The organism is Hyphomonas sp. UBA3195 (genome assembly GCF_002366485.1).
Lineage (GTDB): Bacteria > Pseudomonadota > Alphaproteobacteria > Caulobacterales > Hyphomonadaceae > Hyphomonas.
Map to the genome: position 1 here is coordinate 91,874 of NZ_DEXB01000046.1, position 12,332 is coordinate 104,205.

At 60.6% G+C, this 12,332-nt stretch carries 6 protein-coding genes; 1 reads left to right on the forward strand and 5 read right to left on the reverse strand.

Going from position 1 to position 12,332, the window contains the following annotated elements; translation table 11 throughout:
- Positions 1–71: 71 nt before the first annotated feature.
- The 3 genes from mtgA to B2344_RS14345 are packed head-to-tail and all read right to left on the reverse strand — an operon-like array spanning position 72 to position 2,899.
- The gene (gene mtgA / locus B2344_RS14335; RefSeq protein ID WP_290485454.1) at positions 72–1,124 is read right to left on the reverse strand and encodes a monofunctional biosynthetic peptidoglycan transglycosylase; all 1,053 of its coding nucleotides are present in this window, start codon (positions 1,122–1,124) and stop codon (positions 72–74) included.
- A complete protein-coding gene (gene queG / locus B2344_RS14340; protein ID WP_242517398.1) occupies positions 1,109–2,221 on the reverse strand; it encodes a tRNA epoxyqueuosine(34) reductase QueG in 1,113 nt (370 codons plus the stop codon). The genes mtgA and queG overlap by 16 nt, the downstream gene beginning before the upstream one ends.
- A gap of 3 nt (positions 2,222–2,224) precedes the next feature.
- Positions 2,225–2,899 (reverse strand): glutathione S-transferase family protein, encoded by a 675-nt coding sequence (locus B2344_RS14345; protein WP_206991358.1) that lies wholly within the window; start codon positions 2,897–2,899, stop codon positions 2,225–2,227.
- A 124-nt stretch (positions 2,900–3,023) separates the two neighbouring features.
- Between B2344_RS14345 and B2344_RS14350 the strand changes: the two genes are divergently transcribed.
- On the forward strand, positions 3,024–5,747 hold the full coding sequence (locus B2344_RS14350) for a M1 family metallopeptidase (protein ID WP_290485455.1): 2,724 nt from the start codon (positions 3,024–3,026) through the stop codon (positions 5,745–5,747).
- Positions 5,748–6,034: 287 nt separating this feature from the next.
- On the opposite strand, the gene B2344_RS14355 is transcribed toward B2344_RS14350, so the two are convergent.
- On the reverse strand, positions 6,035–10,762 hold the full coding sequence (locus B2344_RS14355) for an NAD-glutamate dehydrogenase (protein ID WP_290479974.1): 4,728 nt from the start codon (positions 10,760–10,762) through the stop codon (positions 6,035–6,037).
- Between the two features lie 358 nt (positions 10,763–11,120).
- Positions 11,121–12,248 (reverse strand): AI-2E family transporter, encoded by a 1,128-nt coding sequence (locus B2344_RS14360; RefSeq protein WP_290479975.1) that lies wholly within the window; start codon positions 12,246–12,248, stop codon positions 11,121–11,123.
- Positions 12,249–12,332: the final 84 nt, after the last annotated feature.

Sequence of the window (12,332 nt, forward strand, 5' to 3'; positions counted from 1 at the left end):
AGCCGGAACCGGACAGTGTGAAACAGGATGAAACAAAAGCGCGACCGCCGGAAGCCGATTAAGACGGCGCGCTACTCGGGGGAGTCCTCACTGGCCGGGTCTTCAACCGGCTCCAGAGACCGCGGACGCAGATCGGTCGGCCCGCCATCCCGCGCTTCCGACTGGCTCGCTGCGGCTTCGGGCTCCAACGGCTCAGGTTCTTCCTCGATGGGTTCAGGAGATTGCCCGGCCTCGCCAAACCGTTCCTGCGCGCCTTCCAGAAACGCATCGAACTCATCGTCTTCCGGAGCCACTTCGGGCTCAACGGTTTCCGGCTCGATCGCTTCCGGCCCGGTCTCCGGTTCCGGCGGCAAATCCGGCAAGGGCTCTGGTTGCGGCGCGGGCTGGCCCTGTTGCGGCTGCGGGCGTGGTGGTGGCGGCGTATCGCCCAGCACACAGGCCGCGAGGCCCTGGCTATGCACCACTCGCATGCGCGCCTGCAGCGTGCCGGCGCGTGTGTTGACATAGGGCCCCGGCGGATCGACGCGCCATTTGTTCGGGCTCGGCAGAACGGCGGCCAGCAGTGCGGCCTCGCGCTCGCTCAGGTCTGCCGCGGACTTGCCGAACCGCGCCTGCGCGGCGGCCTCTGCGCCGAACAGGCCATCGCCCCATTCGGCGACATTCAGATAGGCTTCCATGACCCGGGCCTTGCCCCAGAACTTGTCGATGAACACTCCCATCCACATGTCGCCCAGCTTGCGCGGCACACCGCCCCCATTCCAGAGGAAGACATTCTTGGCGGTCTGCTGTGTGATCGTGGAGGCGCCGCGCGTGCGCTTGCCCTGACGGCGTTCATCCAGCGCCTTTTCAATCGCGGCACGGTCAATTCCATTATGCTCGCAGAAGCGGGAATCCTCCGCCGCGATGACCGCGCGCACAAGGTGAGGCGAAATCTCGGACAAGGGCACCGCATCGCGCCGTACCGTCTCGCCACCTGCCGCGCGCTGCACCATCAGCACCGTGCCCGGAATGGGCAGCCAGACCAGCGCCAGCGCATAGAGGTGAAACGCCACAAACAGGCCCGCCAGAATGCGCACCGCCCATGTCAGGAAGGTCCAGAAACCGCTCATCACTCTGTCATCCATTCCGCCAGAACGCCCGGATCCGTTTCCGGCTCCATCCGGACGGCCTTTTCCGTCGCAAATCGGGCACGATCAAGGCGGGCGAGCGCCCAGATAGCAGACCCACGTACCACCGACGCCGGATCATCCAGCAGCGGCAGCAGGCTGGCGACCAGCGCCCCCTCCCCTGAATTGCCGATGGCGATACAGACATTGCGCACGAACCGGTCCCGCCCGATCCGCTTGATGGGCGAACCGGAGAACACTTCCCGAAATGTGGCATCGTTCAGCGCGGCAAGTTCATCCAGCCCCGGCGCCTTGAGTTCGGGCCGTGCATGGAAGGCGATCTCGCTGGCGGCTTCGGCAAACTTGTTCCACGGACAGATGGCAAGGCAATCATCACACCCATAGATGCGGTTGCCCATCGCCGCGCGAAACTCTGCCGGGATTGGCCCGGCATGCTCGATGGTAAGATAGGAAATGCAGCGCCGCGCATCGAGTTGATAGGGCGCGGGAAACGCATTGGTCGGGCAGATGTCCTGACAGGCGCGGCACGAACCGCAATGATCCGCCTCCGGTTGATCAGGTTCCAGTTCCGCGGCGGTCAGCATCACACCCAGGAAAAACCAAGACCCCAGTTCGCGGCTGACCAGATTGGTGTGCTTGCCCTGCCAGCCGAGCCCGGCCTTTTCGGCCAGCGGCTTTTCCATCAGAGGCGCGGTATCGACAAAGACTTTCACCTCAGCGCCGGTCTCGGCCACGAACTCCCGGGCGAGCTGTTTCAGCCGCTTCTTCAACGTGTCGTGATAGTCCCTCCCCCGTGCGTAGACGGAGATGTTACCAAGCGCCTTCTGTTCCAGAGTGTGGAGCGGATCATGGTCCGGGCCGTAATTGAGCGCGACGACGACGGCAGATTTGGCATCCGGCCACATCGCAGTCGGCGCCTTGCGCCGCTCCAGCGTCGTCTCCATCCAGTCCATGCTGCCATGATGGCCAGCTTCTACGAATGCTTCCAGCCGGTCGCCTGCGTCCCACGCCTCATCCGCCCGCGCTATCGCCACGTCATCAAAGCCAAGCGACCGGGCGAGGTGCTTGACGCGGATGTGGAGGGGATCAGGCAAGGTCTAGAAATCCAAATCGGTATAGTGCGCTACGGGCCGCACCGCCTGCAACCGGTCGGCCAGCAAGGGCCTGAAGCTCGGACGCGACTTGATCCGGGCATACCAGTCTTTCAGCTCCGGCACAGCATTCCATTCGACATCGCCGAAATAGTCATAGGCAGACAAGTGCGCCGCTGCAGCCAGATCGGCCAGGGTGAGCTCCCGGCAGGCAAGATAGCCATTCAGCTCCAGCAGGCCATTCAGGAAGGTCAGACGTCCGCGCAGCGCATGCGCCCCCCGGCGCAAACGCGCTGAATCCGGGTGCCGATCGCGGCGCACCCATTGCATCACGCGCTCGGTCAGCAGTGTATCGGTAACCTCTTCACACGCAGCTTCAATCCAGGCCCACAGGCGTCGGACTTCAGCGCGCGCCGCCGGATCTGATGGCAACAGGCCCCGTCCGCTGGAGGTCTCTTCAAGATACTCGCATATGGCGCGCGTGCCGCAGGCAAACATGCGCGGCTCGCTGTCGATCTCAACCAAAGCGGGCGCAACAGCCCCATGTGCGAGGCGGGGCACGTCCGGATGAGCTGACCAGGGCGGCGATTCCAACGCCTCGAATCCCTCGTCTTTCTCGCCCAAGGCGAGGCGGACCAGCCGTCCGGCCGGATCAAGAGGCCAATGGTAGAGCCGTTTCATGGGTTCAACTTCTCATGGCATCACTGAAAGGGGTGTTAAATTCAGCTGCATCTGATCGCTTTTGCTGGGCCGTATCCTATGTTTTTTGGCTTCAAACTGTTTCCACCGTTACAGGACCACATTCATGCACGATTTCCGGTTTCGCGCTGCCTTGGCGGGCGCGGTCTCTCTCCTTGCACTTCACGCCTGCGGAAATGCGAATTCCGCTTCTGAGGCAAGCCTCGGTTCGCAGACCCAGCCTGTCCAGATTCAAGTACCGCCCGCAGGGCAGTTGCCGACGGATGTTACACCGCTGGCCTACCGGCTGGAGCTGAAAACTGATCCAGATGCCGACAGTTTCTCGGGTAATGTAGCCATTGATGTGGCCCTGACAGCGCCGCATGCGCGCATCTGGTTGCATTCGGTGGATCAGACGGTGCTGTCGGCCAAGGCCGTGCTGGACGATGGAACACATATCCCGGCAACTTTTACTGGCAATCAGGCACCGGGCGGAGTTTCAAGGCTCGACTTCGACTCGCCGATCCCGGCGGGCACGGCCACGCTCGAAATCAGCTATACAGCGCCCTACAATATGGGCCTTGCCGGTCTCTACAAGGCGGTTCAATCCGATACGGACTATCTTGCCACCCAGATGGAAGCGATTGATGCGCGCCGGATGGTACCCTCATTTGACGAACCGCGCTTCAAGACACCGTGGAGCGTGACCGTCACCGCGCCAGAAGGCATGCAGGTCGTATCCAATGGCGAGGGAATCAGCGCCGAACCGGCCGAAGACGGTTGGACCCGGCATGTCTTTGCCGAAACTCGCCCGATCCAGTCCTATCTGGTCGCCCTCGCAGTCGGCCCTTACGAGATGCGGCCCGCCCCGGCCATTCCGGCCAATGCCCTGCGCGAGGCGCCGGTGCCCCTGCGCGGCTTTGCTGCCCGCGGCAAGAGAGACCAGCTCAGCGAGGCACTCGACATCACTGACGAGATGTTGCTCTGGCAGGAGGACTATTTCGACTATCCGTACCCCTATGGAAAACTGGACCTGATCGCCGCGCCGGAATTTGCCTATGGCGCGATGGAGAATGCCGGCGCAATCATCTATCGCGAAGCCGCCCTCCTGATGAACGAACAGACCAGCCTGTCACGCCGCCGCCGCATCCTGACGACACATGCCCACGAACTGGGCCATCAATGGTTCGGCAATCTCGTCACGCCGAAATGGTGGAACGATATCTGGCTGAACGAGGCCTTTGCGACCTGGATCAGCTACAAGACGATGGACGGGGTTGACCCGGACGGCGAGTGGGGCCTCAGCCCAATCCTGGCAGGGCTCAGCGCGATGGGGGCCGACAGTCTTCAATCGGCGCGCCAGATTCGCAATCCGATCAACACCAATGGCGATATTCTCGACGCGTTCGACTCCATTACCTATCGCAAAGGCGGCAGCGTGTTGAACATGTTCGAGACCTATCTGGGCGAAGAAGCCTTTCGCGAAGGTATCCGCTTGCACATGCGTCGCTTCGAGGATGGCGTCGCTGATGCCGGCGATTTCATGCAGAGCCTCGCCGACGGGTCCGGCCAGCCGGATATTGTTGAAGCCTTCACCAGCTATATCAACCAGCCAGGCATCCCATCGCTGGATGTCGCCGTGTCCTGCCCTGCTCCAGATGCGGGCCTGATCACGGTCACTCAAAGGCGCTATGCGCCGCTTGGCTCTGATATTGATACCAATGCTCAGACCTGGAACGTGCCGTTTGCTGCGCGCCTGAAAGGGCCTGTGGGGGATCGCACGATCCGGCAGATGCTGACCGCACCGGTCACCGAGATTCCTCTGGATGGCGATTGCCCCGACTGGGTGATGCCAAATGCCGGCGGCACGGGCTATTGGCGCTTCGATACGAATGCGGAAAACCTGACGGCGCTGATTTCCAACTTTGACAGCTTGTCTGACGCCGAACAGATCATGTTTGCGGATGCACTGACCTCCGGTTTCCGTGCAGGGCGGATCAGCACCGATGACCTGATGACTGGACTGGCCGCAACCTCAAGCGGTCATCCGCGTGCGGTTTCTGAAGGGTTCGGCATTATTGGCACGCTCGACCGCATGCTGGAGCCATCCGAGCAAGCGGGCCTTCGCGCGTGGGTCCAGCACACCTATGGACCGTTGGCCGAATATCTGGAATCCCGTCCGGCCACGGCGCTGAGCCAGCAGGAGATGCTTTTGCGCGACAGGCTATATGGCTTGTTGCTGGAATATGGCGAGCGCCCCGCTGAGCGCCGCGCCCTGCTCGCCCGTGCCCGGCAGTATGTCGGACTCGAAGGCAGCCCGGACGCGACGGCGCTTGCGCCGGAGGATCTCTCCACGGCCATGATCATCGGCATAGAGGATGGCGGCGCTGACTTCTATGAAGCTGCCAAGGCCTACGTCACCACTGCAACCAATCAGAATGAACGCTCGACAATCCTGAGAGTGTTGGCCAGTCGCGGAAGCAAGGATGTCGTGTCAGACCTGTTCTCGGCGGTTCTGAACGGCCCGAACTCGACAGACGAAGTCTTTACGGTTGTCTATGGCGCCATGGCCAACCCGGCAGCACAAGACACCGCATGGGATTTGATAACCACAAACTTCGAGACGGTTGTGGAGCGCATGCCCGAAATCCGTCAGCCAAAGCTCGCGGGCCTGACGGGATATTTCTGCAGCGTCAGAAAGGCCGCAGAGGCGGAAGACTTCTTTCAACAGAATGCGCAGCTGATCCCAGGCTATGAGCGATCCCTGGCCCAGGGCACGGAGAAGGCAACGCTCTGCAGCGCGCTAAGGGCTCAGAAAGCGTTGGATGTGAACAACTTCTTCCAACAGTAATCGGCCCGGCACGGCCCGGATAACGGGCTTTGTCGCTGATCGAATTTGTCTGAGATCTCCGGCTTGTATCTTGTCCGGGTCGCTTCTTGCCCAAATGGGAAGCGGCGGTCCGGTCGGGGTATGCTCAGGCCCCGGCCAGCGGATGGGAGGCGGCCCGCTGCAGGGGCACGACTTCCCACTCCAATATGAATACCGTCCCTGCCGAAGGCGCCGCCTTCCATCCGCAAGGACCTTGGATGACAGGAAACCGGAAGGGCACACGCCCTGTCCGGCTCTTGGTGCAACGATCAGTGGCGCATGAACTGGCGCAACGCGTCGGCCGCAAGCGCAAATCGCGCAAACGCCCAATTGCGATCCTTACCCAGCGTATGCAACTCTGCGAGCAATGCCTTGCGCGCATCATTGCGCTCGGCGAGCCAGGCATCTGCCCCGTCTCCGGCGAGAGCCTTCTCTGTTGCATCCGCCTGCATCCGAACCAGTTCGTTCAACAGGCGACGGCCCGCCACGCGATCCCAATAATCTGCATGCAGCAGATTGTCCCGCGCCATGGCGCGAAGCCGGTCGATGCGCAGCTGGTCGCCAATCGTGTAGAAAGCCTTGCCGGCCGCCTCCACACTGACACCCGCCTTGCCAGCCAGATCGACCACGAGCAGCCCTTGAGCAAATTGGCCCATCGCAGCCGCCCATCGCGAAATCTCTTCCGACGCGCCGCGCTTCATCAGGCTACGCACTTCGCGCTCGATGCGCGCAGCCGGGAACGGCGAGTGAATGCCGGCGAGAATGGCCTTGAACTCGTTCAGAGGCGCTTCGGTATGTTGCACGGCGTCGCCTACATGCAGGTCCGGATGGGTTTCAATGAACCAGAGCGCCGCATCGACCATTGCGCTTGCCGCATGCAGACGCAGATCGATTTGCACATCCGCAGGCACGATCGTGTCGAGCTGGTCGACCTCGCGCTGGAAGCCGTCAAAGTTCAAAACGGCACGCGCCGCTTCGAGCCCGCGCGCGACTTGCGCATTGTCGCCGCCGGTCACTTCGCGCAGGCGCAGCAGGGCCACCGGCCCGGCCATGTCCAGCACACGATTGGCAATGATCGTCGCGATAATTTCCCGCTTCAGGCGATGGTTCGACATAGCCTTTGAATAGGTGTTGATCGGACTCGGGAAGTAATTGACCAACAGGTCTTCGAAATACGGATCGTCCGGAATATCGGAGGCCACAATATCGTCGAACAGGGTGATCTTCGACCAGGCGAGCAAGACGGCTAATTCCGGCCGGGTCAATGGCTGGCCGCGCTCGGCACGCACCTTCATCTCACCGGTCTCCGGCAAGGTTTCCAGCGCGCGGTTCAATACGCCTCGGTCTTCCAGATACTCCATCAGGCGCTCAAGCGCATCATGGTCTTCCTTGGCCGTCGTTTCGGCCAGGGTCAGCGCAAAGGTCTGTGTATAATTATGACGCAGGACAAGCGCCGCCACGTCACTGGTCATCTCCGCAAGAAGGTCGTTGCGGTCTGCCGGATCGAGGTCGCCCTCACGAACCGCCTCAGCAGCCAGAATCTTGATGTTCACTTCGTGGTCAGACGAATCGACGCCGGCGGAATTGTCGATCGCGTCCGTATTGATCCGTCCCCCATGCAGGTCAAACTCGATTCGCCCGGCTTGGGTGACGCCCAGATTGGCCCCTTCCCCGATGACTTTCACCTTCAGCTGATTTGCATCAACCCGGATCGCATCATTGGCACGGTCACCGGCGGCCGCATGAGTTTCATGCGCGGCTTTCACATAGGTGCCAATGCCGCCGAACCAGAGCAAGTCCGCATCCGTCTTCAGCAGGGCGTGGATCAACTCGTCGGGCGTGACCGCATCCTTTGACAAGCCACTCAGCGCCTTGATCTCATCGCTCAGCGTGATCGACTTGGCGGAGCGCTCGAAGATTCCGCCGCCTTTCGACAGGATTCCTTTGTTGTAGTCCGCCCAGCTCGATTGCGGCTTGTCGAACAGACGCTGACGTTCAGTCAGGTTCTTGGCAGCGTCCTGAGGGTCCGGGTCGATGAAGATGTGCATGTGGTTGAAGGCCGCGATCAGCCGGATTTCCGGCGATAGCAACATGCCATTGCCAAACACGTCTCCACTCATGTCGCCCACACCGATCACGGTGAAAGGTTCGGTCTGGATGTTCTTGCCGAGTTCGCGGAAGTGACGCTTGACCGCTTCCCAGCCTCCCCGCGCAGTAATACCCATCTTCTTGTGATCGTAGCCAACCGAACCACCCGACGCGAACGCATCGCCCAACCAGTGGCCCATCTCCTCACTGATCGCATTGGCGGTGTCGGAGAAGGTCGCCGTGCCCTTGTCCGCCGCCACGACGAGGTAGGGGTCTTCACCATCCCAGACAATCGTGTCCGCCGGGTGGGTGACCTGCCCCTCCACGAGATTGTCCGTGATACCGAGCAACGCCCGGATGAATTCCTTGTAGGCATCCCGTCCAGCCTCGAACCAGGCATTGCGGTCAGAACGATCCGGCAATTGCTTTGGCAAGAATCCACCCTTGGAGCCGACCGGCACGATGACCGCATTCTTCACCTGCTGCGCTTTCACAAGGCCCAGAACTTCGGTGCGATAGTCTGATGCACGGTCCGACCAGCGCAGCCCCCCGCGCGCAACCGCGCCAAAGCGCAAATGCACGCCCTCGACCCGCGGGCTCGACATATATATCTCGCGGAAGGGTTTCGGCTCCGGCAGGTCTTCCAGTTCGCGGCTGGCAATCTTGAGGCTGACAAAACTGTAGGGCGCGCCATCGCCATTGGTCTGGTAGAAATTGGTCCGCTGAACGGCCAGGATCAGATCAGCGAGACGGCGCAGCACCTGATCGTCTGCCAGCGCCGACACGTCGCGCAATGCGTCCTCGATCTCTGCGCGCATTTTCTCGGCTTCATGCGTGCGTTCGGCGAGTGACATATCGCGCGCCGGATCGAAGCGGATAGCGAACAGGTCCAGCAATTTCTGGGCAATCGCCGGATAAGTCGAAAGCGCCGTCTCCTGAACATATTGCGGTTGATCCATGCCGCTCTGCCGACGATATCCGGCGAGCGCCCGGATCAGGGCCGCATCGCGCCAGCTTGCGTCAGCGCTGAGCACCAGCCGGTTGAAGCCGTCATTTTCGGCCCGTCCGCTCCAGACCGCAACAAACGCATCCTCCAGCGCGGTTCGGATTGCATCGAGGTCAATTGCTGCGCCGGCCGTCGCGCACATGACAACATCGTGGATCCAGTAGGTCTCGGGCGCATCGTCGGCTGGCTTTTCCGTCGGACGGACCGGATAGCCGGTCTCGAAATCCACGAAGAAACCCATTTGCTCGAAGATTGGCACACAGGCAGACAGCGGGATCGAACCATTGCGGGAGTATATCTTGACCCGTATCTTGTTGTCGGAATCCCCTTCCAGCCGGTAGGCGCGCGTCAGGATGGGGTGACCGGCAGACAAATTTGCCATCGCCGCAACATCGCGCATCGCCTCGTCAGGCCCGAAGGCTTCGCGATAGGCTGCATTGAAAGCCCCGATGAAGGAACGTGCATTTTCCTGATGTGCGCGTTCAAGGTCAGACTGGACCAGCGCCGACCGGAAGCCTTGCTCCCATGTTCGCGTGATCTGGACGATACGCTTCTCGAGCGCCGCAAGGTCCGGCAAGGGATGGCCCTGTCCCAGCCAGATTTCGAAATGGACCCGAACCAGGGTCTCGGAATCAAAATACGGTCGGAAGCGCGTCACATGCCCATTGTAAGCGGTGACCAGTTCCTGCGTGATGCGTTGGCGCATGGCGGTGTCATAGGCTTCACGCGGCACATAGACGATTGCGGTGACAAACCGGTCAAATTGGTCCTGCTGCACGAACAGGCGCGTGCGTGGCCGCCCGATCAGATGCAGCGCGCCGACAATGATCGGATGGAGGATTTTCGACGAGGTCTGAAACAACTCGTCGCGCGGCCAGGTTTCCAGTAGATTGGTCAACGCCTTTTCGGTATGTCCGCCGGGCGTTGCGCCAGAAGCTTCGAGGATGGCGGCGATTCGACGGCGGATCAGCGGGATCGAACGGGCCGTTTCGTCATAGGCCTCGGCGGTGAACAGGCCGAGGAAGCGAACTTCACCATTCACCCTGCCCTGCGCATCATATTTCTTCACGCCGACATAGTCGCAAGCGACCCGGCGGTGCACGAGGCTGGTCAGCGTCGATTTGGCAACAAGGATCGGATACGGTTCCGACAGATGTGCGCCAATCTCGGGCGTCAACACGAGGGGTTCGGCCTCGCGAGACAGAACGTTCAGTTCTTCATCGCGCAGCACGCCCAGATTGGAGCCCTCCACCATGATCGGCTCTTCGGGCAGCACTTGCCCATCGGCATTTGTCTCGAATTCGTATTCGCGGCAGCCGAGGAACACGAAATGTTCCCGCGAAAGCCATTTCAGGAAGGCAACTGCTTCGTCGCGGTCCATCTCTTTGAGATGCGTGACGCCCTTCAGCCGGTCGATCTCCTGCTGCATGCGCGCCCGCATGGGCTCAAAGTCCGATACGGCAACCGCATTGTGCGCCAGCGCCAGGCGAACTCCGGCTTTCAGGCGCGCCGCCTCATCGTGGGTCAGGATCGGCAAATGAACCTGGATGACGGACACGCTGCGCCCGTCCTGTCGTTTGACAATCGGATGAAACAGGGCCGCGACCTCAAACCCCTGCGCGCCGCACTCGCCAAGCACCGAATCCACGAGGAATGGCATGTCCGGGCTGGCGGTCTCTAGAATGGTACGTGACAGGGAGTCCCCGTTTTCCCCATCGACCTCCAGCAGGACGCGCACATCCTGCTCTCCCGGAGCGACCGTCTCTGCCCATTCCCAATGGCGGCGCGCAAGAAATTTTAGGTCGCCATCCGTCAGTCCGGTGAGGTCTTCGTGCCCTGATTCCCGCTGAATCTGGTCGAAAACTTGCTCCAACGGCTCATGTGAAGCAGAATTTACTGTCATGTGGGTGTCTCGCGAAAGAACTTAACGATGTTCCCATCTAGACTGCGTTGGCACACCGGCACAACACATAGGGGCAAATGAATTGCCCCAGCGTCATGACGGGTCTTTGGGGGATCGAATCTTGGGCCCTCAGGGCCCGATATAAACGGACCCGCCGAACGGGGACGTGTCCGGCGGGTCCTACAGGCCTATTCCGCAGGCTGGGTGGGGGGACGCACGCGGAGGGCCTGATCTCACTAAATTTGCAAGCGCTGTGCCGAATACAAGTCTTCGTCAGCAGCGCCTGATGTTACCAATAATTGAGTATGGGCTCTGAACCGGATTCGCAATTATTAACTTGCCTAACACTTCGCATAATTTATCGATTTTCACCATAGGTCTGAGCAGCGCTGACTGCATCCGACAGCTCCGTATTGGTACCCTTGCCTTGTGGATTACCATCTGCAGAAAGCAGGATTGCAATCCATCTGGTGCTGGAAGATTGCGCAAAGAATATCATCATCAGAACCGTCAAAGGTGCCGACAGGAACATGCCGGGAATGCCCCAGATTGCACCCCAGATGGCCAGGGAAAGCAGGACGACCAAAGCTGACAAATTCAGCGACTCCCCCATCATGCGCGGCTGGATGAAATTGCCGATCGAGAACTGCCAGAAACTGACGGCCGCAAACACGATCGCCGCATAGATGTAGTTGTCTTGCGGTGGTGTGCCCGGCACCCAGGCCGGAAGTTCCGGCTGCACGATGGCAAACAGCGGGGGCACCAGTGCCGCAACAATTGACCCCACAGTCGGGATATAATTGAGCACAAATATCAAAGCCGACAGGAAGAGCGCATTTTGCACCCCCAAGGCCAGCAATGAGAAATAGGTCAATGCGGTGATCAGGGCGGAGATCACAGTCTGGGTCCACAGATAGGTTTCGATACTGCGCCGCGCTTCATCGCCCACCTGGCGCACCTGCGCGCGTTGCTCGAAACCGGGGAAGATATTGTCCAGTTTCCGGGTCCAACTGGACTGCGCCAGGAACAGGAAGGCGACATAGATCAGGATCAGGACCAGATCGCCGGACAGGTCACCGGTTTCGTTGGCGATGGTCGCAAAGAAACGTTGTCCGGTTTCGTTGAACAGCAGTTCCTGCAGTGTCGGCGCACCCGACATGTGCACCACCTCATACATGTCCGCGATCATGTCGTTGATCCGGTTTTCATACTCTCCGGCGTCGCGCCCAAATTCGGCGATGCCATTTGCGAGCAGCGCCATGAATCCGAAAAATCCACCCAAAACAATCAGGACCGCGAAAACCCGGGCGTGCCCGATCTTGAGCGCGCGAGACCAATTGTCGATCATCGTGGCAAAGCCCTCGATGACGAGGAACAGGAACACAGCCAGCGCAAAGGGCGCGAGGATGCTGCGGCCAAAATGAAGGAAGGTCAGGATGACGCCGGTCGCGATGATCCAGATGCCGGTCTTCGTCGCGCGATCCATAATATCCCCCGGAGCTGTGGTTACCACAGGGTGAGGAGAGCCTCGCGCGCCGTCAAGAGCCTGCGCCTCCACCCTTGCCGAATC